The sequence below is a fragment of the Prevotella melaninogenica ATCC 25845 genome (assembly GCF_000144405.1).
In the GTDB taxonomy this organism is placed as follows: domain Bacteria; phylum Bacteroidota; class Bacteroidia; order Bacteroidales; family Bacteroidaceae; genus Prevotella; species Prevotella melaninogenica.
In genome coordinates this window covers 1,329,146-1,354,683 of sequence record NC_014370.1, presented here as the reverse complement: position 1 = coordinate 1,354,683, position 25,538 = coordinate 1,329,146, and the positions used below count along the sequence as shown (strand labels likewise).

Sequence of the window (25,538 nt, the reverse complement as noted above, 5' to 3'; positions counted from 1 at the left end):
TATTCTTACTTATTCATAAACTTAAAGCTCTTGGTAGGTGTACGGAGGATGTAGACACCCTTAGGTAAAGACGAGAAATCAAGGGCAACTCGTCCTTCACCATCAGCTGTTACAGAGCTGATTTGTGTACCATTAAGATTGTAAATAGCCACTTTTGCACCTGCTTTCAATCCACTTACTTCTGCATTACTGAATGAGAATTGAGGTGTGTTAGATTCATTCTTTGGGTCATTCGAAGGCACACTACTAATGCTTGTTGTCACCGTCTTCTCAATAAAATGGTAATCCTGTACGCCTGTAAGGGCTGTTGTTAGTTGATTCCCATTATGGGTAATAACAAGGTTGTTACCCTCTATGGTTATAACAGGAAATGACTCCAAAGCGAACTCGGTCGTTGTTCCATTCGTCTCGGTCAAGACAAGGCAGGTTATCATCTTCTTTTGTACTGTCTGTGCAAAGCCACTAAGGGGAATGAACGACAGTGCTAAAGCGATAAGCCCTATAAAACTTATTTTCTTCATAAACATTGTTTTTAATTTATACTATCTTTATTTCTCTTTTAATTTACGATACGTTTCTTCGACATTACTAATGGTAGGGTTACCACGTGAGGAGAGTCTATGGCAACGACTACCTGTGACTTGGCTCCATTGAAGAAGTAACGGTAGTCCACAGTCTCCTTTCTTGCTGAGCTGCTGACCTTATACAAACCTGAGGGAACACTGAAGTGAGCCACTCCTTCAGCGTCTGTACTGTCAACGAAGGTGCTTGCCACGGCATCTTGTAACTCTACACGTAAGCCTTCATAAGAACCTTCATAAGTGTTGGGGAATTCTAACTTTACATCGAAGTTGACTACCTTAATGCCCTCCTCATAATCAGCACACGAGATTAACATTGTCATCACGCATACTGCAAGTAAACTAAATATCTTTTTCATTATATCTTTAATCTTAATGAAAGTCCATAATAGAAGCTCGGAACATATCCACTACCAAAGAGACTTGTCTCAAGTCCTGTCTGAGTAGAGTGTACCTGAGCAAGCGTGTTGAAGAAGTTATTGGCATAAAACGATATAGATACGTGTTTGCCTATTTCCTTTGTTACACTCAAGTTAGCCGACCAGAACGCACTCAACTTATTCGGATTCAACGTGTACGGGTAGTTTGTTCGTACAACCAATTGTGCTAAGTCGTTGTATAACCCTCTGTCATTCGTTGCTGCCCAACGCAATTTCTCTGCAAAAGGAACCAATGTCTCTGGTGCATCCCATGTGCTGTAATACTCTGGATAGACGATAACCGTCTGATTCTCTGTCTTACCATTATACGGCTCACCAAAGTATTCATTGCCACTATTCACAACATATCCTCGACTGCTGGTAGCTCTACTATATGTATAGAGTGAACTTTCCAGACGCAAAGCTACGATAAGTCGAATCTTTGGTATGTGTGTCGTTAGTGTGACATTCATATCTACTTGACCACTGACAGAGCCATTTGAAGCAGAAGCATCAGCTGTATAGTTGGTTGATGAGGCTGCACCGCCACGGTAATAACCAATATATTGATAGAGTCTACCGTCTGACTGACGTGTGTTAAGTCCTACAGGTACGTCCGCAAAGAGGGTTTCGTCCTGTGCCTTATAATGATAATACTTACCATCAACACGCACCTGTGTGCGGAGCGCCTTAATCTGTTTGAAGTCTACAATCCATTCTAAGCCATAGCGACTCAATGGGTCAGCATTCACATATTTTGTGTTGGTAACGTAGGTGTTACGTTCGTCATAACCGAGAACGACTGGGGCTTTCGCACCGCTGGCATCACTTACCGTCACAATACCTGTCTGTGGGTCAATCGCAAAGAGTCGATTAGCCGTCGCAATACCGCTCGCTTGAAGTTTAGCAGGTGATGTGTACTTATAGGTGAAAGGTGTGTAAGTGTTTGTTGCCATGTAAGGATTGAAAGTCTTACTATGGAAGAATGAAAGGTTGATGTCCGCAATTTTTGTTCTCAGTTCCACACCTAAATCCCACTGGTTGGCATATTGCCATTTCAAGTCAGCATTGTATCGTGCCTTTGAAGGGTGAGTGTAATAGGCATAATAAGAACGATTATTAGCATCACTGGTAGATGAGAATGCCAACATATCACGATAAGATGGAGAAGGGTAGAGTACTTGGAAACTTGGGAGTTTCACGCTCTTTCCCCATCCTGAATGCAAGCTAAGACTGTTCACCCAACTTTCTTGTCCAAAGCGAAGCATATAGCGCATATTCACACGTGGTGAAAGACTACCCACTGTTCCATACTCTGAGCCGGGAATAGAGGTGATATCCTCACGCACACCTGCTGTCAGTTCAACATTCTGTTTGGTGTTAATAGCCATTGAGAGCTTATCCTCGGCATAGAGTGCCATGTTGTTCAAAGCGGGTAGGACATCAAAACGATATTCACGCCATGTTGGTGCATAGCGCATATCTTCGTAGTGTGTACCCTTTCCCTTATTCCTACTGCTTGTCCATTCAGCACCAACAAGTAAGCGGTTGCGGAACTTTCCGAATGATTTATTCCAATTAGCCTTTAGCTTCAAGCTATAGGTTAATGGCTTGGAATCGCCAAAAACACGCAGATACCAATAGCCTGTAGGACCAAGAATGATGTTGGCAGAAGGGTTCTTATCGTAGTCTTCTGCAATGTTATATCCTTCCGTCAAGGTGTGTATATAGGGTTGTGTAGAACTACTACTTTCATTGCTGTAGCTTTCTGAGCGTTTGTCAGCGTAGGTGAAGGCTGCTGTAAAATTAAGATTGGTTATCCATGACTTGTTCAATAACCAGTCAAGGCGCACATTACCACCCACATTATTGTCCTTAACCTTATAATAACTGTCCAAGTTGCGGTCTGGGTCAGCCTTTGAATCATAGCCTCCCACACCGCCATTCAACCCAATGTCCAAGGTCAGAGGCTGTGTCTTCTTCATAAAGACATTCATATAGTGCAACGATAGAACGTTGCGCTGATAAGCAGTGTAAGGCGATGCTGCATCCGAGAAAGAGCGTGCATGCTCAAGAGAGAAGTTGATGAGTCCTGTATTCTTGCCCAAGTCTAAGCCTTTGTGAAGGGCTATCTGGCGGGTGTGTTGGTTGATACTTCCTTCCAAGATGAAAGGTGAACTGCCTCTACGTGTCTTCACTTTTACTACACCATTGGTGAGGTCGCCGTATTCTACAGAGGCAATACCGGGTACTACCTCCACACTTTCAATGTTAGAAGCACTTACCCCCCGTGTGCTCACACCAGCTGTTTCACCCATCATAGCATTATTGTTCAGACGAACACCATCCACTTCAATGGCTGTACCAAACGACGCATTGCCTCGCTCTGACGAACCGCTACGCAAAGTCAATTTGCTATCATTCATCAAAGAAGGGTTCACACTCTTACCACCCGGCAGGAGTTGGGCAATATCACCCAAAGTCATTATCTGTTGATTGTCTAATGTCTTACGGTCAATGGTGTAAGAGGTTGTTATCTCGTCTTTCTTTCGATGCGCAACAACCTGTACTTCATCGAGTTGAAGGTTGTCTTCGGCAAGGCGCACGTTGAGCGTGGCACCATCAGTATTAATGGTGACAACTACTGTTTGTTCTGCGTAACCAAGGCAGGAGATAACTGCAGTACACTTTCCTTTCGGTACGTTTTTTATCGTGAAACAACCTTTTTCGTCCGTAAAAGTGTACAAGCGATTTTCCTTCAATGTGACTGATGCGTAGGCTATAGGCTTACGATCATCCTTTCCCACAACACAACCTGTAAGTGTCTGTGCAATTCCATTGATACTTAGTCCGCAAAATACAATAGACGCTATTATCCTATTCGTGAAGTCCATGACTTGCAAAGATAAGATGATTTAACAAACTCTACAATACTCAAAAATAGGTATTTATTTGCTTTTCTTTATGAATAGAAATTGATTTTATCATATTAGATAAGCTCCTTCTGATATATGGAATGATAAGGGGGAGCCCAATGTGTGAGAAGAAACGATATCTAATACTTTATGAGTAGTATATTTTTGTAAGGATATAAACTGCCCAAAAGAGTGGTGTTAAGCATCCGCACTATTGGTGTTTATCGTCCGCACCATGTGTGCGGAGCCTCCGCACGTTTGATAAGAAATTGCATCTGTTATATTGAAGTTCCTTTTGCAGAAGTAAGCTTTATCACTCTATATATCGGATAAAGCTTATAGGATTTTCTAATTTCTCAAGTGATATAACCTATTGCATAGCTCTTGATATTCTCCTAACCCTTTTGGTAGATTCGTAATAATTAGAGGCTCACCACACGCTCTGTTTCAGAGTGCCGATTATATAGTACCTTAAATAAAATAAATTTTGCTGTCATTTCTGTCATCCAATGTTGTGTCCTAACTGATTAGTTTACAGTGTAGTTACATGAAATGTTAAAAATGACAGCAACTTAAAATAAAACTATTCTTGTAAGCTGTGTAATAGTTTTAGTCTTGTTGGGGCTTTGTCACTCGGTAGATTGGAAGGACGCTTTATCTTGAGGTTAGATAGTTCTTTAGAGGACTAAAGAATCTCTAAGACCTCTTGTACATCCTTAATATTCTTCATATTTTCAACGATAAACTGTACATCCTTGCGGTCGTGGACTTGCATCTCAATCGTTCCGTCAAAGATTCCATTATCACTGGAAATTGTTATCTTACGGATATTAACACCTAACTGGTCGGAGAGAACATCAGAGATGTCGTGTAGCATACCACTACGGTCAATACCACGAATCTCAATCGTTGCATCGAAGAACAATCGACGGTGCATATCCCATTTGGCATCCAAGATTCTACCACCATAGCTTGCTTTTAGCTTTGCAGCTACTGGACAGGCACGCTTATGAATCTCGATGTGGTTTTTGTTGTCAATATATCCGAGAATGTCATCACCCGGAATAGCATGGCAGCAGTGTGGGAAGAGATAGCGATGTATGTTTTCTTCGTTGATGAAGATAGGCTTCTTTCTGTTGAGTTCTTTGGTTACAACGATTAAGCCTTCAGTACACTCTATATCTTTAGCCTCTACAGACTCTGTTGTCTTCTTGTCATTCGACTTCAAGAAAGGAACGTATCGACGCCAACCACGTGAGGTAACAGTCTTCTCTGACTTTGACTTTCCACGAAGTTCATTCAAATCAGTGTCGCCAAGGATAACGGTCTTGTCTCCAACGGCAAGGAAAAGACTGTCATGCTTACGAAGGTCGTGTAGTTCGCAAAGCTTATCTAAGGTAGCAGTTGTCATCTCAAGGTCGTGTGCCTTTAGCCACTTCGACAGCTGCTCTTCACCTGCTTTTTGCAACTCACGGCTCTCACGTCGCAAGATAGCTTGTATCTTTGCCTTCGCCTTCGCTGTAGACACAAAGTTAATCCATGAAGGATTGACGTGTTGCGACATCGAAGTCAGGATTTCTACTTGGTCACCACTTTGGAGTTTATGGCTCAATGGGACAAGCTTGTGGTTGACCTTTGCACCGATACAATGGCTACCGAGGAAGGTGTGGATTTGGAAAGCAAAGTCGAGTGCTGTACAACCTGCAGGCATCGTCTTAATCTCTCCCTTTGGTGTAAAGACGAAGATTTCAGAGGCAAAGAGGTTGAGTTTGATAGCATCGAGGAAGTCCATAGCATCTGGCTGTGGGTCGTCGAGAATCTCTTTTATCGTACTGAGCCACTCGTTCAATTCGCCCTCATCCTCAGTAATCTCACCACCATCCTTATATTTCCAATGTGCAGCAAAGCCTTGTTCAGCTAATTCGTTCATGTGCTCAGAACGTATCTGAACCTCAATCCAACGGCCCTTAGCAGACATGAGAGTTACGTGCAATGCCTGATAACCATTAGCCTTAGGATGGTTCACCCAGTCGCGCAGACGGTCAGGATGACTCTTATAAATCTGACTGATAGCCACATAAATTTGGAAACAATTGTTGATTTCCTCATCAGGTGACTTCGGTTTATAGATGATACGTACGGCAAGGATATCGTATATTTCTTCAAAAGTGACGTGTTTGTTCTGCATCTTATTCCAAATAGAATAAGGACTCTTTACACGTGCTTTAAGTTCATATTCAAAGCCCATCTTGTCAAGTTCAGCACGGATAGGTGCTGTGAACTGTTCAAAGAGGGTGTCACGCTGTGCCTGTGTTGAAGCAAGTTTCTTCTCAATAGAGGCATAAGCATCAGGATGTTCGTAGCGGAAACTAAGGTCTTCCTGTTCAGTCTTAATCTTGTTCAGTCCCAGTCGGTTTGCAAGCGGTGCATAGATGTAGAGCGTTTCACCAGCAATCTTATATTGCTTGCTGGCAGGCTGAGAAGCAAGAGTACGCATGTTATGCAGACGGTCGCATATCTTGATAAGAATAACACGAATGTCGTCGCTCATAGTAAGCAAAAGCTTCTTGAAATTCTCAGCTTGTGCTGAAGCCTGTTCGCCAAAGATACCACCAGAAATCTTGGTTAGTCCGTCAACGATTTGTGCAATCTTAGGACCGAAGATATTTTCCATATCTTCCACTGTATAGTCGGTATCTTCTACGACATCATGTAAGAGGGCTGCACAGATACTCGTTGCTCCGAGTCCCATCTCTTCACAAGCAATTTGGGCAACGGCAATAGGGTGCATGATATAAGGTTCGCCCGAGAGTCGGCGCACACCCTTATGCGCTTGTCGTGCGAAGTTGAAAGCCTTGGTAATGATATCAACCTTCTTTCGATGACGTGAAGCAAGATAGGTATCAATGAGATGCTGAAATGCATCATCTACCATCTTCTCATAGTCAATCTCCTTAACTTCAATATTGTCCTTGTCCATTGTGCATCCTCCCTTTATATAATAAGGTAAAAGAATCTTGTTAGTATGGCATGGTTCCTTGGCTTGTATTAGTAGCCGCGATAGTCATGCTTGGTTCTTCGTTTGGTGTTTCGTTTTGGTAAATTAGATCTTTGTAACCTTTGAACTTCTCAATCATTTCAGAAGGTAGGCGTAGCTTAGCAACACCATTGTTAGCAAAAGCCTTGATAAAACCCTGTCGATACTGTGGGTTAAGTACTTTTAAATCGTCCACATTCATACCTAATACGTTGGCAATCTTGGCAAGTGTAACGTCCTTCTCTATAATAATCGTGTCGCAGCAGTTAGGCAGACCTGTTGACAGAGGTGTGATGTTGTAATCAGCATAGTAGTTCATCACATAATTTGCTGCGATGAAAGCGGGAACATAACCGCGTGTCTCCTTTGGTAGATGCTGATAGACAGCCCAGAAGTCAGCACCACCACCAGCCTTTGTGATAGCACTGCTAACACGTCCCGGTCCACAGTTATAGGCAGCAAGTGCCAAAGTCCAGTCGCCAAATCGTTTGTAAAGGTCGCTCAGCATACGTGCTGCTGCGTAGGAAGACTTCTCTGGGTCGCGGCGTTCATCAATATAACTGTCAATCTGAAGGTCATATTGTTTACCGGTTGTTGCCATGAATTGCCATAGTCCTGCTGCTCCCACACGTGAGGTAGCATTAGGGTTTAAGCCCGACTCTATCACAGGAAGATACTTCAGTTCTAATGGTAAACCATAGAAACGCAGTGCTTCTTCAAAGATAGGGTTGTAATAACGTGCACGTCCCAAGAGGTAAGAAGTTGATTGGCGTCCTGCCTTTGTGTAGCGATCGATATATTTCTTAACTTCCTCATTATAGGTCATTGTCATAACATTCGATAGATTGCGCATCTTACGATCTATAACTTCCATACCGTTTTCTGGCTCTGTTGTATTCGTAGAGGGTGTATTCTTAAACCCTGTTTGTATGCCACTATTATAGAACTTATCATCTACATAGTCCACATCAACATATCCTGCCATCGTCTCTGATGCATCTGGAATCATCACATTCACAGCTTTACCACGATTATCAACGACAGTTTGCTGTTGTGCATAGATTCCACAGGTTGCTCCCATTGTAATAAGGAAGGAAACAATATATCTCTTTCTAATCATTATTTCTGATTTAGTTAGCGCAAATACAGTACGCTGCTGCTTAGAATGTCAGACTACATCCAATACCTATTGCCGATGAACGGAAAGGGTTGTTAGGTGTAGCGATACTCTTATTTGATATGACCGTTGGTGCAATATGCAGTGAGAGGTCATCTGATATATCAAAGTCGGATAAGGAAGCATCTACGTAAGCGTCAATAACTGACAAGGCATAAACCGCAATAGTAGTAAAGATACTTAGATCACGCCATCTGCGGTAGCGATCCTTGCGCTGTTTGAAGATGTTCTTATAACGCTCTTCATTGGCAGGGGTAATCGTAGCTCCGAGGTGTAGGAAGTTATTATAACTCTGCGTTGTTGGGTCATTATCCATGATGTCCATATAAGCCTGCGCATAATCATGATACATCTGGTTGTTCCATGTCATGGCATAGATACAGCCTACAAAGCCTCCGTAGAAGATTGGTAGTTTCCAGTACTTACGGTTGTAGACCTGTCCAGCACCAGGGATGACGAGTGCAAGCCACAAAGCACGCTTAGGATTAGGGCGCCACTTAGACCAGTCTCGTCCCTGTTTTTTTACCATGCCGACACTATCCTTTCGCAGAACAGAAGTGAGTTTTCCCTCATCATCTGGTGTGAGGATTGCCTTCTCTTCTATATATTTATCCTGCGAACTCGGTATCTCAACGACTGCGGAGTCGCCTGGATACATAACCTTTAACGTGTCATGGGGCAGATCTTGTGCCTGCATGACCGTAACACTGGTGAGCATTCCGGCTATCAACAGTCCTCTGAGGATTCTATTCTTCATCTTCATCACTACCCTTTGTCTTGCTTAAGTTACTGGTTTGAAGGTTTGTTACTTATTCATTGCTTTGTAGTCAGCCACTTGTTGAGGCTTCCTAATGCTTGTGAATCGTTCTTCTAAACCAGAACACTTGCTTATCTTATACTTACTAATACCTTAATCTTTCCGTATGGGAAGTATTACTTCATCTTATCCATCACTTCCATGATGTGAAGTAATTCCTCTTCTGATGCGAACGGAATACTAATCTTACCCTTTCCATCAGCGTTACAACTCATCTGTACCTTCGTATCGAAGAATGATGAGAGTCGCTGCTTGAGGATATTAAACTCCTCTGGAAGGCGAGTTCGAGCAGAAATCTTCTTCTTTGCACTCTGGATATCTTCTCCGTTATTGAGTTGCTGACACAGTTCTTCAACCTTGCGAACACTATATCCGTTCTTTAAAATCTCACGATAGAGTTTCAATTGCAGTGAAGGACTATCCAAAGAAAGCAATGCACGAGCATGTCCCATGTCTATTTCTTTCTTTTGCAGACCCATCTGTACCAATGCAGGAAGCTTCAACAAACGAAGGTAGTTAGCAATAGCAGCACGGCTTTTACCCACACGCTCTGCTACACGCTCCTGTGTCATTCCGCTCTTTTCAAGCAGATGTTCGTAAGCCAAAGCAATCTCAATCGCATTCAAGTCCTCACGCTGGATGTTCTCAACCAGCGCCAACTCCATTACATTCTCGTCCTTAATCGTACGGATATAGGCTGGAACAGCTTTCAAGCCTGCCAACTGACTGGCACGCCAACGGCGCTCACCAGCAATAATCTGGAAACGGTTATCGTCTACCTGACGTAAGGTTATTGGCTGAACGAGTCCTAATTCACGGATACTATTCGCCAACTCTTCCAACGCAACAGGGTCGAATTCTCGACGAGGTTGGTTAGGATTCGCTTCAATCTGGTCTAAGGCAACCTCGTTGATGGTAGAACTTCCTTGTGTACTGACAGCTTCAGTAGATATTAAGGCATCCAGACCACGGCCGAGGGCATTGGTCTTTGCGTTTCGATTATATTTCTTTTGTACAGCCATAGTCTTTGTTTGGGAGTTAATGGAGTTAAGGAGTTTGGTGGAGTTAGCGGTTGTTTTGCCCGATGCTACGATGCTCTTCGTTTCCAGTCCTTTGTTTCTTTATTTTCTACAGCTAATCAATCTGTGATAGAAACATTAGTTTTACAACCAGAAAACGGCACATCCGTGAGTCTCAAAGCATACCTTTACACTCCGTATCTTTCCCTTTTTTATTTCTTATTCTTTTCAATGATTTCCTTTGCAAGGCTAAGATGATTCTTTGCACCTGTAGAGTCAGCATCATAGAGGATAACTGGTAAACCATGACTCGGACTCTCAGAGAGTTTCACGTTACGCTGGATAACAGCCTTGAATACTAACTCTTGGAAGTGGCGCTTCACCTCATCGTAAATCTGACGGGCAAGACGCAGACGACTGTCGTACATCGTCAGCAGGAAGCCCTCTATCTCCAACTTCGGATTTAGCTTACTCTTGATAATCTTAATGGTGTTCAACAACTTGCTGATACCCTCCAATGCAAAGTATTCACACTGCACAGGAATGATGACAGAGTCAGCTGCTGTCAATGCATTGACAGTAATCAAACCGAGTGACGGACTACAGTCTATGAGGATGTAGTCGTAATCGTCACGGATTGGAGCAAGCAAACTGCTCATAACCTTCTCACGACCATTAAGCTTTAACATCTCAATTTCAGCTCCAACAAGGTCGATATGGCTCGGAACAATGTCCAATCCTTCTATGTCAGTTGTGTAGATAGCGTCTTTTATGTCGGCATGGTCAATGATACATTCGTAAAGCGAACAATCCACCTCCTTGATATCCACGCCCAAACCGCTGGAGGCATTCGCCTGCGGATCGGCATCAATCACCAGTACAGACTTCTCAAGCGTTGCTAAAGAAGCCGCCAAGTTAATGGTGGTAGTCGTCTTTCCGACGCCGCCTTTTTGGTTGGCAAGTGCGATAATCTTTCCCATTTTTCTATTTAATCCTATACATTTATTAGGCTACAAAGATACATATTTTATATGAGATTGGAGGGCTTTATAAACCTTTTTTCGTACTTTTGCACTGAAATCAAAGTGAAATTTATGAATTCTAAGAAACCACTCATACTTATATCTAACGATGATGGATACCACTCTAATGGTATTCGTACGCTCGTTTCATTCCTTACAGATTTTGCAGATGTTGTTGTCTGTGCTCCAGAAGCAGGACGTTCGGGCTTTTCGTGTGCTTTTTCTGTGGTTGATTATCTGTTGTTGAAGAAGCGTCATAATATTCCTGATTGTGAGGTGTGGTCATGTACAGGTACGCCTGTTGATTGTGTGAAGTTGGCGTTAGACCAGATTCTTGTTGACCGAAAGCCTGACCTTATTTTGGGAGGTATCAATCATGGAGATAATTCCTCTGTGAATAATCATTACAGTGGTACGATGGGTATTGCGTATGAGGGTTGTATGAAATATATCCCTTCTATCGCTTTTTCAAGTTGTGATTATGATCCTAATGCCGACCTGTCTTACCTACGTGATTACGTAAGACTTATTGTCAAGAAAGTTCTTGCTGATGGTCTGCCAAAAGGTGTCTGTCTGAATGTGAACTTTCCTAAGGTTGAGAAGTTTGCAGGACTGAAGGTTTGCCGTATGGGTTGGGGTAGTTGGACGAGAGAAGTTGAGGCTTGCAAGCATCCTCGTGGCTTTGATTATTATTGGATGACAGGGCATTATCGTAACGATGAGCCTGATGCAAGCGATAATGATCAGTGGGCTTTAGCGCATGGATATGTAACTGTTACGCCATCAAAGATTGACGTGACGGATTATGAAGTGCTCGATAAGATGAAATCGTGGGAGTCTCTTTAATTCTTTGATATTATGAAGTATTACCTGATAGTTGGTGAAGCATCTGGCGACTTACATGCCTCACGCCTTATGCAGTCGTTGATGCAGTATGATCCAGAGGCTGAGTTTCGCTTTTTTGGTGGTGACCTGATGGCGAAAGTAGGCGGTACACGTGTGAAGCATTATCGTGAACTTGCCTATATGGGCTTCGTTCCTGTATTGCTACACCTACCTACCATCTTCAAGAATATGAAGATGTGTAAGGAGGATATTATGCGTTGGAAGCCTGATGCGGTCATCCTCGTTGACTATCCAGGGTTTAATCTTAGTATTGCAAAGTTTGTAAAGAAGAATACAAATATTCCGGTCTATTACTATATCTCCCCAAAGATATGGGCATGGAAGGAGTGGCGTATCAAAGCTATCAAGCGTGATGTAAAAGAAATGTTCTCTATTCTTCCGTTTGAAGTTCCTTTCTATGAGAAGAAACATAATTACAAAATACATTACGTTGGTAACCCTACTGCCGAGGAGGTTGATAATTTCCGTCATGTTTATTCGGAGTCAAAAGACGAGTTTTGTCAGCGTAATGGCTTGTCTTCTAAGCCTATCATTGCTCTTCTTGCTGGTAGTCGTAAACAGGAGATAAAGGATAATTTGCCTTCAATGTTGGAGGCTGCACGTCATTTTGAAGATTATCAGATGGTGGTTGCTGCAGCACCTTCTATTGCTGAAAGCTATTATAAGAAGTATTTAGGTGATAGTGAAGCAAAGATGGTAAAGACACAGACTTACGAACTTCTGAGTCATGCTACAGTAGCACTTGTTACCAGTGGTACGGCAACTCTTGAGACTGCTTTGCTAAATGTTCCACAGGTTGTTTGCTATGAGACTCCTGTCCCTAAGTTGATTCGTTTTGCTTTTAAGCATATTATCAAAGTGCGTTTTATCTCTCTTGTCAACCTTATTGCTGATAAAGAGATTGTGCAAGAACTGCTTGCTGATCGTTTCTCTATTCGCAACATTGCCAACGAGTTGTATCGTATTCTTCCTGGTCAGCCTTTGCGTGAACGTATGTTGGCGGATTACCAGCTTGTTCGTGACCGTTTAGGAAACAAGGTGGCACCAGATAATGCGGCGAGGATTATGGTCGAAAAACTATCGGGTAGGCAGGTTTATGAGCTGTCAAATGAACCTGAAAATGAGTTTGTAAGTGAGCAAACTTATGAATAAGTAGACTGCTTGAAACCATGTGTATTAGTAAAGTTGTACATTTGTTTTAGTCAAATAAGCCTATCTATTTCGAATTATTTTCACGAACAAAAAGATTTCTTTTCATGAATAAAAATATTTATTGTCGCGTAAATAATTATTTCTTTTCATGTAAATAATTTGAGAGAAATAGGTAAATAAAAAAATAAGGAGAGCCGAAAGCTCTCCTTATTCCTTGTATTTTATAGCATTATAAGCTAATTAATTCAATCACTTTATCCACAGCTGATCTGATGCCATCTGCATTCTTACCACCAGCCTGAGCGTAGTGTGGCTGACCACCACCGCCACCCTGGATGAGTTTAGCAGCCTCGCGAATAATCTTACCAGCGTTCAGATCATAATCTTTCACCATGTCATCACTAAGCATGATTGATAAGAGAGGACGATTCTCGTATACAGAGCCGAGTACGCAAACAAGCTTTTCTGGCAATGCTTCACGTACCTTGAAGACGATGTCCTTGGCAGAAGCTGGGTCAATTGGCAGCACAGTTTTTACGATATGCACGCCATTTACGGTCTCAGCATGCTCAACCATGTTCTTTGCAGCACGGCTAACAGCTTGGGCACGGAAACTCTCAAGCTCCTTCTTAATACTGTCGTTCTCTTCAACAAACTTTGTAAGAACTGCTTTGAGGTCCTTCGCATTGTTGAACATTGATTTTAAATCACGCAAAGTATCTTCAAGAGCGTAGATAGCGTTCTCACAAGTTTCACCTGTCATAGCCTCAATACGGCGTACACCAGCTGCTACACTACTCTCACCGACAATCTTAAAGAAGCCGATACGACCTGTTGATGTAGCATGAATACCACCACAGAACTCACAGCTTGGACCGAAGCGAACAACACGAACCTTGTCGCCATACTTCTCACCGAAGAGGGCTACGGCACCCATCTTCTTTGCCTCCTCCATTGGCGTATCACGATGCTCGTCCATTGGATAATCCTTACGAATCATCTCATTGACAAGCTTCTCTACCTGACGAAGTTCTTCATCAGTAATCTTCTGGAAGTGAGAAACATCGAAGCGGAGGGTGTCAGGACTTACGTATGAACCCTTCTGCTCAGCATGCTCACCGAGAACCTGCTTCAAAGCATAGTCGAGAAGGTGAGTTGCGGTGTGGTTGGCAGCTGAAGCGTCACGCTTCTCAGTGTCAACACAAGCCATGAAATCAGCCTCAAGGTTCTTTGGCAATTCCTTAACGATGTGTACACTCTGATTGTTCTCACGCTTGGTATCGATGACATTAATAGTCTCGTCCTCACTAACAAGTACACCTTGGTCACCTACCTGACCACCCATCTCACCATAGAAAGGAGTATAGTCGAGTACAAGTTCATAGAAACTGTTCTTCTTCTGAGTCACCTTGCGGTAACGGAGGATGTGGCACTCATATTCTGTGTAGTCGTAACCAACAAACTCCTGTTCGCCTTCACGCAGTACTTCCCAGTCACCATTCTCTACAGCGGCAGCATTGCGCGCACGTGCTTTCTGCTGTTCCATCTCCTCGTTGAACTGCTTCTCGTCAACAGTATATCCGTTCTCTGCGCAGATAAGTTCGGTGAGGTCGAGTGGGAAACCGTAGGTATCGAAGAGGCGGAAAGCCTCCTTACCATCGAGTTGGGTCTGACCATGTGCCTTTAGCTCGTCCATTGCACCGTTAAGGAGCATGATACCCTTTTCCAATGTGCGAAGGAAAGAGTCTTCCTCTTCCTTCATTACGCGACCAATCAGTTCACGCTGTGCGGTGAGTTCTGGGTATGCAGTACCCATCTCACGTACCAACACGTTGAGCAACTTATACATGAAAGCTTCCTTCTGACCAAGGAATGTATAAGCGTAACGAACGGCACGGCGAAGGATTCGACGAATAACGTAACCTGCTTTAGCATTGCTTGGCAACTGACCGTCAGCAATAGAGAAGGCAACAGCACGAAGGTGATCGGCTACAACACGCATAGCAATGTCTACCTTCTGCTCTTCATTGATGCCTTCACCATTATCACCCTCAGGGAAGGTGTGGTTATACTTCTTGCCTGAAATCTTCTCAATCTCTGCAATAACTGGTGCAAAGATATCTGTATCGTAGTTAGAGTTCTTGCCCTGCATGAGACGAACGAGACGTTCAAAGCCCATGCCAGTATCGATAACATGCATCTTCAATGGGTCAAGACTGCCGTCAGCCTTACGATTAAACTGCATGAACACGATGTTCCAAATCTCAATAACCTGTGGATGATCCTTGTTTACAAGTTCCTCACCAGGCACCTTTGCCTTCTCTTCCTCTGAACGGAAGTCAATATGAATCTCTGAACAAGGACCACAAGGACCTGTGTCACCCATCTCCCAGAAGTTATCGTGCTTGTTTCCGTTGACGATATGATTCTTTGGGAAATGCTTCTCCCAGTAGCTTGCTGCCTCATCATCACGTGATATTCCCTCTGCCTTATCACCCTCAAAGACAGTTACGTAGAGGTCTTTTGGATCAAGGTGGAGTACGTCTACAAGGTATTCGTAGGCGTAATCAATTGCTCCTTCTTTAAAATAGTCACCGAAACTCCAATTACCTAACATCTCAAACATCGTGTGGTGGCTGAGAGCTGCATCACGACCAACCTCTTCCAAGTCATTGTGTTTACCACTAACACGCAGACATTTCTGTGAGTCAGTGCGGCGGCGAGGCTCTGGATCCTTTGTTCCGAGGATAATATCTTTCCACTGGTTCATACCAGCATTAGTGAACATCAGCGTAGGGTCGTCCTTAATAACCATAGGGGCAGACGGTACGATAACGTGTCCCTTCGACTCAAAGAATTTCAAGTAAGAGTCGCGGATTTCGTTTGCTGTCATCATCTTTATTTTATTTTAATTCAATTTTTCTACCTAAAAGTGTTGCAAAGATACTGACTTTTGAGTATTTTTGCAAACAATTAGGCTGCTGAATACGTAAAAACTTCTTTTAGAGGTGGACATAGTCTTCCTATTCAGACCTAAGATTGTGTAAATAATTGATATAAAAGTTACTAAGACATGGCAGAGAATCCGCGCAAACTGTATTATTCTATCAAGGAAGTGGCACAGCAGATTAACGTTACGGAGAGTCTGTTGCGATACTGGGAAACTGAGTTTCCACACCTTCGTCCTAAGACGACGGGTAATCGTGTACGCCAATATACGGAGAAGGACATTGAACAGATCAAGGTTATTTACAACCTTGTCAAGGTGCGTGGCTTTAAGATTGCTGCAGCTCGCAAGATGTTGCAAGAGAACAGAAGTGGTGCTGACAAGAGCCAAAAGGTTATGGAAACCCTCTTCTCTGTACGCGACCAGCTGAAAGAACTTAAGAAACAGTTAGACGGTTTAGTGTAGAATATCATTATATATTCCCTTTTATTTTTATACAAAAGAAGCATAAAAGGGCTATTTTAACTTTCCACGTAAATACAGAATCTTCACTTCCAGATGGGATTCTCTCTCCAGCCATCAGAAAAGCCAAGCATGTATATGGGAACTTTGGGATGAAGAGAGAAAATTTTTATGATTTGTTCTTTTATAGTATTCTTAGGATTTAAGTTGTTAATGAGATAAAGCACGCATGAAACAACTCCAAAAGCGCGTTTCCTCTGATTATCTGTCATATCTTGATTAAGCCACTTTTCATGATGGCCCTTGATGTTAACAGGTTTCTTTGCAAACACTTTATACCACAATCGTGAGTGGTGGGCTATCATATTTCTTAATAGAGATATTGATTCCAGCCAACTTGAAAGTTCTTTTGATGAATTCAGTCCAAAATCCTTAGCGATTGCCGATTGCAAAGGAGATTGAGCCTTAAGGTTCTTATACATCTTTGAGAGCGTGCCAAATGAAGCTGTCTCTATAATCATCCATGCATCAGGATTATCTCCTTCAAACGATAATTCATCCCAGTGCTTACTCTCACGGATAAAATCACGTGCAAAAGGGTCTGTACTTCTTCCAAATTCATATTTTAATTTTAGAACAAATTCCTTATGATAATACTTATTTTCAAACAGGCTATTATCAAGGTACCATAATCCTGTGCCAGTCGATAATGAAAGGGTAGATATAATTCTGGTACGAAGCCCTATTTCCAAGGTCTCTATCGCATCAAATATTATTTGACGAAAAGATTTGTCTAATTCATATCTATCAATAACATCTTCGAAATATATGTCCTTCTTGAAATCTCCAGATTCCATATCTAACATGTCTATCCAAAAGTACTTCAAACGGAAATAATTTATACGATTAAGAAACTCCTTAGCTAATTGTTCATTAAGGAAATGCATTCCACGATTTTTTAAAGTGGAAAGTTGATCATCTAACGTTCGTGGTTTCTGGTTCTTCATAATAAAAAAAATGACCCACCTGCAGTTCTAATGGGATGCAAGTGAGTTCTGTTATCTTTGTCACGAGCTTAGTCGTGATATTTTAATGAGTTCACACTACTTCAAGGTTTATTTATAGATTCAGTTACATCTTACTTTGCAAAGATAAATAAATTATCTCAATATCGCAAATTCTTAATTAAGAAAATTATAATAATCCTTTTCTACTTTTAGTTGTTGTAAGGCTTACATTGTTTCGTGTTACATACCAACACATAGCGTGTGTGTCCTCAGCACGATATGTGTTGAGTGTATAATGGGATAAAATAAGATATTTTATAATGGATGCTATAGTGATATACGTGTAATGCTACATATTAGACGCTCTTTAACAGAGTGTTTAAATAAAATACATTGTGATATTGTTGCTAATTGAGGATTTAAATTTGCTGTCATTTCTGTCACTTACATTTCTTTTCTAATATGTTATGATCCAGCTAATTATGTGAAGTGTTAAAAATGACAGCAACCGTTTTCAAACTTAATTCTGGTATATGAGTATTGCTTTTACGCCTTCTTTCCCATCAAAGCGTCAATAGTATTTCTCACTCTGCGCTCTGTTGTTAACATGATAGTGTCTTCATCAGCACCCTCAGCACCCATATAGACGGATGGGTTAGAGTAGGTCATGCGACTTGCTTGTGGTTCACGGGCAGAGAAGTGGAAAGCAGGTACACCTGTTTTTTGGCGTATGCGAGCAATGTTCTTTTCGTTCACACCACATCCCGCCATGATTTTTATGCGACCATTAGCTAATTGATTCAATCGCTGGAGTAGGGAAATACCCTTTTCGGCAGTGGGTTGCTGTCCCGATGTAAGTACTCTCTCAAAGCCGAGTGCAATGAGCTGTTCCAAGGCTTTCTCTGGTTCGCGGCAGTGGTCAAAGGCACGATGGAAGGTGACACTCATCCCTTTTGTATGTGACATTAGATATTCGTTGGCAGCCAAGTCGATATCTCCTTCAGGCGTCAGGCAGCCAAAAACAACGCCATCCACACCTAAGTCACGGCAGAGATCAATGTCCATAGCCATGCGCTGAAGTTCCTGTTTAGTATAAAGGAAGTCGCCACCACGGTTGCGGATGATGACATGTAGACGTGTTTCCTTCAACACTTCTCTCGCCATTTTTATTTCACCATACGATGGTGTGGTGCCACCTTCGGGAATACCCATGCAGAGTTCTACACGATTAGCTCCACCTTTCTGTGCTTCGATACAGCTTTCAACGCTATTAGCACATATCTCTATCTCAAAATCAGTTCGGTTCATATTGGATTATTTGAGGAGTTAAAGGAGTTAAGGAGTGAAAGGGAGTTAAGACAACACTATCTGTTAGTGTGATATATGACCGTTTATTGTCTGATATATTACAACTATAAAAGTATTGTCTTAACTCCCTTTCACTCCTTAACTCCTCTCCCTCCTTAATTAAAGTTTACTACTTGTCTTCACGAGCTGCTCACCCAATCCGATTGTATATCCTTGAGAAAGGAAGACAATACGGTTGAAGGTATCAGCGATAATGAATATTGGCAGCTGTTCAGTATTGCGGAGTTTCATCTCTTTCACTATCTCCTGCTGAATGGTTCCATCCTTATCAATACCGAAGATAGTCTTCGCAGGGAGATTAGGGAACTCACCCTTCTGTGCTTGGAACTTCTTAGCTTCCACCTCGTTCTTAAAGAGTAAGACGAATGGACGACCCCATTTATCGAGTTTATCCTTCATCTTTTCAATATCATGCAATGCGTGGTTCGTTGGCTCCTGACCAATACCCAATACGCCGAGAACGTAATAGCCACGTCCCGTCTGGCTTAGGATAGAAACGCTCTGACCGTCTTTGTCAAACAAGTCCTCACTATTGAAGCTACCAATAACCTTCACACCTTCACTTTCCTGACGTACATCGAGTGGGAGAGTGGTCGTCTCGCCTGGTTTAATCTGGAAGAAACGGCTGTGCGCAAGTACACTACCATCTGCCATACGCTGACCAGTCACGAGGATGTAGGTACCCTCATCAAGTGTAGCCCCATTCTTAAAGGTGTTCGACCATGTAGCTCCTCCACCCATATCTACCTGTCCTTCGTCAAAGTTCATCAGCCATGTCTGTCCGTTAACAATCTTACTAATGCTGAAATGGCTATAATACTTAGGATCATCGAGGAAGCCATCAGGGGTGAATGTCAGTACTAATTTACCAGTCTTAGCAGTCTGCTGAGCTGCTGCATCAAAGTCAACATCCACCCATTTGCCCTCTTGTTTATACTGAATCTTCCATGCCACAGGGTCCATACGGGCCTCAATACCAAGACTGCGAGCTACATCTACGAAGAAGATATCACGGCTGCGGCTATCGGTAATACGGCTCTCCCATACACTTCTTGGGGTCTGTGGGATTCTCATCGCACGACTATCAGGGTTCATACGGATATTCTTTTTAATCCATTCAACCAACAAAGCTGGGTTCTTACGGAAACTTGCAGCCTCCTTTGCAAAGGCTTTCTCAAAGAATTGTTTGAACGGTGTGAGAATCATTTCACTCTCAACACGTGGAGAGAGTTGGCTGCTCTTAGCCTTCATGTTATCCTCTAAGATATACATTGGCATGTCACGAAGGTCCTTGTCGCTCAAAGTACTGAGTAACTTTAGTGCACGATCTTGCTGATTAGCATACTTCTCAACAAATGCCTGAATAGTCTTCCAATTTCCACGTGCCTTTATAATATAAGGTGTGGCAGCTGAATAACGATAATCCTTCATTGATTCTGTAGTCGGGAAGGTGGCAATGTAAGCATGACGGATAGAATCCTCATAGGTCAAACGACGCGTGTTCTCATCCCGCTGTGCCTTGGTAACGGCAGGTAATGTAGTATTAGAAGCAGGTGGAACGATGTCGAGATCAGCCTCCTTAGGCATATTTTGCTCGTTATAATCCAGTTTGATAGTGATTGACTTATCCTTTCCAAAGGTAGCTTTAGCAAAGCCAAACTGTCCATCCTTTGATGCCCAGACAATCATATCACCCTTACCAGCAGAGAGGAAGGTAGTTCCATCAGTACCAGTGTACTTAGACACAGCTGTATAGAACTCGGCATAATTATAAATCTTGAAGTCTACCTTTGCGTTGTCAACAGGCTTACCATCCTTGTCGACAATCTTAAAATCAATCTTAGACGTACTGCCATAGTTGTCGATGAGATTAATCTCGGTGAAGTTATTGGTACGTAGCATCACCTCCTCTGGACCCTCATAATCACCGAAAGCACGTGTGTGCATGAGCATTGCACGTGATGCTGGCTCGTTAAACCAAGCAAGGTTGAGTACTGGTTCAGGTTCACAAGCACCTAAGAAATACCATTTACCATCCGCCCACGCTTCTACCCAAGCATGATTGTCGTCCGTATGTGCCCAGCGAGGAGTATATACCTGACGAGCTGGAATACCGATAGAACGCAGGGCAGCTACCGTAAAGGTGCTCTCTTCGCCACAGCGTCCACGCCCCGTACGGATAGACTGTAGTGGTGAAGAAGTACGAGCATCGGAAGGCTCGTAGGTAACTCGCTCATGACACCAGTGGTTCACTTCAAGGATAGCATCCTTCATAGGAAGTCCTTTTACACGCTCACTCAGTTCACGATAGAAAATAGCACGAGAACTATCAAGTGGTTCATTGTTCACACGCATTGGCAGAACGAAATGTCTGAAAAGCAATTCTGGGACATCCTTTCCCCATGCCATCGATTTTCTTGTTTGCAAAGCGGTGCGTATGTTTTTAAGATGATAGGCTGTTGGATAGTCTGTTGCATCAGCAATAGGCATATAAGCATACAAGAAATGTAATGCCTCCTCTTCTTCAGGAGATACCCGAAGTCCCTTTGTGTTATAGAACTTCTTACCAATAACCTTCATCTTGGCTTGGAATGCATTTTCTACTTTCTGTCTGAAATTAGGGTCTGTAATAAAGTGCTGTGCATAACTTGAAAGGCTGACAGCAGCAAGAAACAGACTCAATAAGATTCTCTTCATAGATTTGTTTTTAGTTTATGCGACTTTCATCAGCCGCTAATTTGCGTATGCAATATTCGTAAAAAAAAACAATATACGCAAATGTTTTACATAGAAAATGCCTGAAAGCATGGTCAAAGTGATAGGATAGGATGCCTTCTTTTCATGTACTGCCTTTTATTTTTATGAAATAAACTCTTTTCTCTTCACCAAAAGAAATTGTTAAGCTTTCCCTTTTAGGTAGAATTTATCAATATCAATGATGATTTTCACACATTATTACAACAACAATGGGAAATAAATAGTATCTTTGTAGAAAATAAGTTTTTAATAACCCTTTACCTTAATATTATTAAAAAAACAATGAGAAAGAATATGTTTATAGCCTGTGGCTTGTTAAGTTGTGTGCTTACACTTCAGGCACAGACGAAAGATGGTGGTATTGATGCACAGATGTTGCAGCAGATTCAGAAGTCTGGATTGACAACATCTGACCGTGCTTTATCGAATGCAATCGCCACAAATTCTATTGATGATCTTGCTCGTAACTTCCGTAATTCTGGTCCTGTAGACACCTACTTTAGCGTGGAGACACCGAAACAGAATATCCAAGATCAGAAAAGTTCGGGTCGTTGCTGGCTCTTTACTGGACTGAATGTTTTGCGTGCTAACTTTGCTCGTCGCCATAAGGATACATTGAGAGTGGAATATTCTCACGTTTATCTCTCTTTCTATGACCAGTTAGAGAAGGCAAATTTGATGCTGCAAGGTGTGATAGACAATGCTGGTAAGCCATTAGACGACCCACGTGTGCAGTTCTTCTTTAAGAATCCTATCAGTGATGGTGGTACGTTCTGCGGTGTATCTGACTTGGTTGAGAAGTATGGTGTTGTACCAATGGAAGCCATGCAAGAAACCTATTCAGCTGAAAATACCTCTCGCATGGCAAGGATTGTGTCATCAAAACTACGTGAGTATGGTTTAGAGCTGCGTAAGATGGTAGCTGACAAGAAGTCGAAGGCAGCTATCAAGGCACGCAAGACAGAGATGTTGGGTAATATCTATCATATACTCTCACTTTCTTTGGGTGAGCCAGTGAAGACGTTCACCTTTGCTTTCAAGGATAAGAATGGTAAGCAGATTGGTAAGGCTAAGACCTATACACCACAGGAATTCTATAAGGAGACGGTGGGAGGTCCACTCAATGGAACCTTTATTATGGCTATGAACGATCCTCGTCGTCCTTACTATAAGACCTACGAAATTGAGTATGACCGTCATACCTACGATGGTCATAACTGGAAGTATGTGAACCTTCCAATGGAAGATATTGCGAAGATGGCTATAGCTTCGCTGAAAGACTCAACGAAGATGTACACCAGTTATGATGTTGGTAAGCAGCTCGACCGTAAGCGTGGTTATCTTGACTTAGATAATTATAACTATGCAACACTTTTCGGAACAACCTTCCCAATGAACAAGGCAGAGCGTATTGCAACCTTTGACAGTGGTTCTACGCATGCGATGACACTTACAGCAGTAGACTTAGATGAGAATGGTCAGCCAAAGAAATGGAAGGTAGAGAACTCTTGGAGTGCCTCTTATGGTCAGAATGGTTACTTGATTATGAGTAATCCTTGGTTTAATGAATACACCTTCCGTCTGGTTGTTGATAATAAGTACGTACCAGAGAATATCATGAAGGCTGCTCAGCAGAAACCAATAATGGTTGTTCCTGAGGACCCATTGTTCCAAGAGGATATGTAAAGACCTCCCCCAACCCCTCCAAAGGAGGGGAGAAAGGATAGGCTGGCGGCGATAGATTTCTTAGATAAATACTGACTTTATGTTTTATAGGAAACCTTGGAATGCTATATTAGCTATGCAAGCCATATGAGAAGAAAGCAGGGATAGGCAGCTTCGTCTATCCCTGCTTTCTTTATCTTTTAGGATTCTTCCGAATTATGAAGTGATAGTTTAAACCTATTATATAATAAGATACACAGAGCAACTCTAAGTTTCTTGCAGCAAACTTAGAGCCTTGCTGTGTGATATTTCTTAAGGTTCTAAGCGTAAAATGCAAACCTTATCACTCCAAACTTCTCTATGTTTGTCCGGATTTTTCATATATTGATTTTGTAAAGACCACCAAATGGCTTGCAATTAACGCCCAATTGGCTTGCAAAAGATGCCCTTTTGAAGTCTTGTTAACGCCCTTTTGGAACCTTATTAAGCACCTTTTAAAACCTCTTTTTACAACTACTTGATAACAAGTAACTTACGAAGGTGCTAAAATAACTCGCTTTTAAGCTATTTTCCTACCTTTTCTTTGAATATTTTGTCAATATATTTCTTAGTCTTGCAGCGTTGAACCTCACGCAGAAGCATGGGGTTGACGGAGGTTTTATTTAGCGTTTATAACCTTTATTCTGTTTCAGTTTTTCGTTGAGGTCTAATGCACGTGATGGAATAGGGAAGACGATAGTATGACGGTCGGCTTCTGTTGCGGGTGCAGTATGAAGGTCGTAGGACTGGTGGAAACGATTGAAACGGATGAGGTCATTACGACGCCAGCCCTCCCACATTAGTTCCATCAGGCGTTCAGCAAGAATGTTATCTAATGTAGCAGTTCTATTTCCCATGCCACTACGGCTGCGAACGAGGTTCAGTTCAGTATTACCATTCTCTCCGTTGCGTACTGCAGCTTCAGCCTTCATTAGCAATACATCGGCATAACGGAAGAGAACAATGTCGTTGTCTGGGCTTTTACCATCGTTAAAGGCGTTGCGGTCCACCTCATATTTAGCCATTCTTGCTCCTGCCGTCTTGATATATGGGCTGTTGGTGAGATTTAACTCTACAGCAAGTGGCATATAAACAAGTGGTTTGCCACTTTCTAAATATATGATATTTCCATCTACTCGAACAGTGTCAGAGTAGAGGTTATAAGCATATCGCTTGTCAACATTTTTAGTACCATAGCCGAAAGTCTTCACTGTTGAAATAGTTGCGCAGGCTCCATTCTCAGAGCCTGTACCGAAGGCACCGCCATGTGAGTAGTGACGAGAGCGGAAGAGATACTGGAATTGGCTCTTGTAAAGGTGTTTGTCGAGTGGGATAGTAAAGATATTCTCTGGTGAATTCTCGTTGTTAACAGAGAAGTTGCTGAGATAATCGGCTGCTAAGGTAAAGCCATCAGCAGTCAACTCATCGCAGTAATATTTGCAGGCTTGCCATATATTCATCTGCTGACCATTGATGGTAAAGTAGGTTTGCTTACCATTAGGTTGTTGATTATCTGTCCAATCAGCATCAGAATAAACCTCACCATTCAGCATTAACTTAGCAAGAAGGAAGTTGGCTACAGAACGTGTTACACGTCCATAATTCTTGCCAAGAAGGTTACTATGACCTGTAGGAAGCAGTGGGGTGACTTCTTGTAGTTCTTTTACAATAAACCGATATACCTCAGGGCGACTTGCTTGATCTGCGTTTTCAGTACTTTCGCCAGCCGTAGTTACTAATGGTATATTTCCAAACATATCCATAAGGTAATAGTAGTATAAGGCACGGATAGCCCTAACCTCAGCCCTATAAGCCTTGTATTGCTCATCTGTAAGCAGTTGTTTATGTTTGTCGATGGTTGTAAGTGCATCATTACTGAATACAATTACTTTATAGAGATATTTCCATGTATCGTAGAGCGGTTTGCTGTCTTCTGCCCAGTTATGAGTATATAAATCAGCCCAAAAGCCTCCATCATACCAGTCTCCACCACGGACAGGTATGATTGCTTCATCGGTAGTGAACGTATTATAATCATATACACCACGATAAGTACCTTGTAATCCCTCACTGTCTTTATCACTTCCTATGTAGTTATACAAGGTAGCGACGGCATTGACATATACATCTCTATCTGTCGTGTAGGTATGTTGTTCATCGAGGCTATCTTTGCTATTCTCGTCCAGACAACCAGTCAATGTGAGGAAAGTTAGAAAAAAGAGTGGGCGAAGTAAGTATTTCATACTTG

17 protein-coding genes are annotated in these 25,538 nt (G+C 42.3%); 4 read left to right on the top strand and 13 right to left on the bottom strand.

Annotation, left to right across the window (positions count from 1 at the left end; all coding sequences use genetic code 11):
* Window positions 1–5 precede the first annotated feature (5 nt).
* The 8 genes from HMPREF0659_RS05430 to HMPREF0659_RS05395 all read right to left on the bottom strand — a co-directional run bounded on the left by HMPREF0659_RS05430 (window position 6) and on the right by HMPREF0659_RS05395 (window position 10,945).
* The gene (locus HMPREF0659_RS05430) at window positions 6–521 is read right to left on the bottom strand and encodes a T9SS type A sorting domain-containing protein (protein ID WP_013264219.1); all 516 of its coding nucleotides are present in this window, start codon (window positions 519–521) and stop codon (window positions 6–8) included.
* Between the two features lie 38 nt (window positions 522–559).
* Window positions 560–940 (bottom strand): hypothetical protein, encoded by a 381-nt coding sequence (locus HMPREF0659_RS05425; RefSeq protein ID WP_013265010.1) that lies wholly within the window; start codon window positions 938–940, stop codon window positions 560–562.
* Window positions 940–3,894 carry a TonB-dependent receptor gene (locus HMPREF0659_RS05420; protein ID WP_013264414.1) on the bottom strand — a complete coding sequence of 985 codons (2,955 nt, stop codon included), beginning with the start codon at window positions 3,892–3,894 and terminating at the stop codon, window positions 940–942. The genes HMPREF0659_RS05425 and HMPREF0659_RS05420 overlap by 1 nt, the downstream gene beginning before the upstream one ends.
* Window positions 3,895–4,600: 706 nt before the next feature.
* The gene (locus HMPREF0659_RS05415; RefSeq protein WP_013264839.1) at window positions 4,601–6,895 is read right to left on the bottom strand and encodes a RelA/SpoT family protein; all 2,295 of its coding nucleotides are present in this window, start codon (window positions 6,893–6,895) and stop codon (window positions 4,601–4,603) included.
* Window positions 6,896–6,935: 40 nt separating this feature from the next.
* Window positions 6,936–8,072: a lytic transglycosylase domain-containing protein gene (locus HMPREF0659_RS05410; RefSeq protein ID WP_013264322.1), complete on the bottom strand. Its 1,137-nt coding sequence runs from the start codon at window positions 8,070–8,072 to the stop codon at window positions 6,936–6,938.
* Between the two features lie 40 nt (window positions 8,073–8,112).
* Window positions 8,113–8,892 (bottom strand): DUF5683 domain-containing protein, encoded by a 780-nt coding sequence (locus HMPREF0659_RS05405; RefSeq protein ID WP_013264959.1) that lies wholly within the window; start codon window positions 8,890–8,892, stop codon window positions 8,113–8,115.
* Window positions 8,893–9,062: 170 nt separating this feature from the next.
* Window positions 9,063–9,968, bottom strand: a complete 906-nt coding sequence (locus HMPREF0659_RS05400; protein ID WP_004360805.1) for a ParB/RepB/Spo0J family partition protein — start codon at window positions 9,966–9,968, stop codon at window positions 9,063–9,065.
* 209 nt (window positions 9,969–10,177) lie between these two features.
* Window positions 10,178–10,945: a ParA family protein gene (locus HMPREF0659_RS05395; RefSeq protein ID WP_004360806.1), complete on the bottom strand. Its 768-nt coding sequence runs from the start codon at window positions 10,943–10,945 to the stop codon at window positions 10,178–10,180.
* Window positions 10,946–11,059: 114 nt separating this feature from the next.
* On the opposite strand from HMPREF0659_RS05395, the gene surE reads away from it, so the two are divergent.
* Both surE and lpxB read left to right on the top strand, forming a co-directional pair.
* Window positions 11,060–11,833, top strand: a complete 774-nt coding sequence (gene surE / locus HMPREF0659_RS05390) for a 5'/3'-nucleotidase SurE (RefSeq protein WP_013264713.1) — start codon at window positions 11,060–11,062, stop codon at window positions 11,831–11,833.
* 12 nt (window positions 11,834–11,845) lie between these two features.
* On the top strand, window positions 11,846–13,045 hold the full coding sequence (gene lpxB, locus HMPREF0659_RS05385) for a lipid-A-disaccharide synthase (protein ID WP_013264118.1): 1,200 nt from the start codon (window positions 11,846–11,848) through the stop codon (window positions 13,043–13,045).
* Between the two features lie 229 nt (window positions 13,046–13,274).
* Here lpxB and alaS read toward each other — a convergent pair whose 3' ends face one another.
* Window positions 13,275–15,941: an alanine--tRNA ligase gene (gene alaS / locus HMPREF0659_RS05380; RefSeq protein WP_044045900.1), complete on the bottom strand. Its 2,667-nt coding sequence runs from the start codon at window positions 15,939–15,941 to the stop codon at window positions 13,275–13,277.
* A gap of 177 nt (window positions 15,942–16,118) precedes the next feature.
* Between alaS and HMPREF0659_RS05375 the strand changes: the two genes are divergently transcribed.
* Window positions 16,119–16,457: a MerR family transcriptional regulator gene (locus HMPREF0659_RS05375; RefSeq protein WP_004360810.1), complete on the top strand. Its 339-nt coding sequence runs from the start codon at window positions 16,119–16,121 to the stop codon at window positions 16,455–16,457.
* Window positions 16,458–16,540: 83 nt separating this feature from the next.
* Here HMPREF0659_RS05375 and HMPREF0659_RS05370 read toward each other — a convergent pair whose 3' ends face one another.
* The 3 genes from HMPREF0659_RS05370 to HMPREF0659_RS05360 all read right to left on the bottom strand — a co-directional run bounded on the left by HMPREF0659_RS05370 (window position 16,541) and on the right by HMPREF0659_RS05360 (window position 21,526).
* Window positions 16,541–17,461, bottom strand: coding sequence for an Abi family protein (locus HMPREF0659_RS05370; protein WP_013264806.1), 921 nt, complete (start codon window positions 17,459–17,461; stop codon window positions 16,541–16,543).
* A 546-nt stretch (window positions 17,462–18,007) separates the two neighbouring features.
* Entirely contained in the window at window positions 18,008–18,769 is a 762-nt protein-coding gene (locus HMPREF0659_RS05365; protein WP_013263950.1) for a copper homeostasis protein CutC, read from the bottom strand.
* Between the two features lie 159 nt (window positions 18,770–18,928).
* Complete coding sequence (locus HMPREF0659_RS05360) at window positions 18,929–21,526, bottom strand: transglutaminase-like domain-containing protein (RefSeq protein ID WP_013264486.1); 2,598 nt, start codon at window positions 21,524–21,526, stop codon at window positions 18,929–18,931.
* Between the two features lie 342 nt (window positions 21,527–21,868).
* Between HMPREF0659_RS05360 and HMPREF0659_RS05355 the strand changes: the two genes are divergently transcribed.
* On the top strand, window positions 21,869–23,272 hold the full coding sequence (locus tag HMPREF0659_RS05355; RefSeq protein WP_044045899.1) for a C1 family peptidase: 1,404 nt from the start codon (window positions 21,869–21,871) through the stop codon (window positions 23,270–23,272).
* Between the two features lie 641 nt (window positions 23,273–23,913).
* On the opposite strand, the gene HMPREF0659_RS05350 is transcribed toward HMPREF0659_RS05355, so the two are convergent.
* Entirely contained in the window at window positions 23,914–25,533 is a 1,620-nt protein-coding gene (locus HMPREF0659_RS05350) for a RagB/SusD family nutrient uptake outer membrane protein (RefSeq protein WP_013264630.1), read from the bottom strand.
* Window positions 25,534–25,538: the final 5 nt, after the last annotated feature.

Excerpts from the sequence above, each read along its gene's own strand:
- HMPREF0659_RS05430 (WP_013264219.1), bottom strand. The coding sequence starts at position 521 with ATGAAGAAAATAAGTTTTATAGGGCTTATCGCTTTAGCACTGTCGTTC.
- HMPREF0659_RS05425 (WP_013265010.1), bottom strand. The coding sequence starts at position 940 with ATGAAAAAGATATTTAGTTTACTTGCAGTATGCGTGATGACAATGTTA.
- HMPREF0659_RS05420 (WP_013264414.1), bottom strand. The coding sequence starts at position 3,894 with ATGGACTTCACGAATAGGATAATAGCGTCTATTGTATTTTGCGGACTA.
- HMPREF0659_RS05415 (WP_013264839.1), bottom strand. The coding sequence starts at position 6,895 with ATGGACAAGGACAATATTGAAGTTAAGGAGATTGACTATGAGAAGATG.
- HMPREF0659_RS05410 (WP_013264322.1), bottom strand. The coding sequence starts at position 8,072 with ATGATTAGAAAGAGATATATTGTTTCCTTCCTTATTACAATGGGAGCA.
- HMPREF0659_RS05405 (WP_013264959.1), bottom strand. The coding sequence starts at position 8,892 with ATGAAGATGAAGAATAGAATCCTCAGAGGACTGTTGATAGCCGGAATG.
- HMPREF0659_RS05400 (WP_004360805.1), bottom strand. The coding sequence starts at position 9,968 with ATGGCTGTACAAAAGAAATATAATCGAAACGCAAAGACCAATGCCCTC.
- HMPREF0659_RS05395 (WP_004360806.1), bottom strand. The coding sequence starts at position 10,945 with ATGGGAAAGATTATCGCACTTGCCAACCAAAAAGGCGGCGTCGGAAAG.
- surE (WP_013264713.1), top strand. The coding sequence starts at position 11,060 with ATGAATTCTAAGAAACCACTCATACTTATATCTAACGATGATGGATAC.
- lpxB (WP_013264118.1), top strand. The coding sequence starts at position 11,846 with ATGAAGTATTACCTGATAGTTGGTGAAGCATCTGGCGACTTACATGCC.
- alaS (WP_044045900.1), bottom strand. The coding sequence starts at position 15,941 with ATGATGACAGCAAACGAAATCCGCGACTCTTACTTGAAATTCTTTGAG.
- HMPREF0659_RS05375 (WP_004360810.1), top strand. The coding sequence starts at position 16,119 with ATGGCAGAGAATCCGCGCAAACTGTATTATTCTATCAAGGAAGTGGCA.
- HMPREF0659_RS05370 (WP_013264806.1), bottom strand. The coding sequence starts at position 17,461 with ATGAAGAACCAGAAACCACGAACGTTAGATGATCAACTTTCCACTTTA.
- HMPREF0659_RS05365 (WP_013263950.1), bottom strand. The coding sequence starts at position 18,769 with ATGAACCGAACTGATTTTGAGATAGAGATATGTGCTAATAGCGTTGAA.
- HMPREF0659_RS05360 (WP_013264486.1), bottom strand. The coding sequence starts at position 21,526 with ATGAAGAGAATCTTATTGAGTCTGTTTCTTGCTGCTGTCAGCCTTTCA.
- HMPREF0659_RS05355 (WP_044045899.1), top strand. The coding sequence starts at position 21,869 with ATGAGAAAGAATATGTTTATAGCCTGTGGCTTGTTAAGTTGTGTGCTT.
- HMPREF0659_RS05350 (WP_013264630.1), bottom strand. The coding sequence starts at position 25,533 with ATGAAATACTTACTTCGCCCACTCTTTTTTCTAACTTTCCTCACATTG.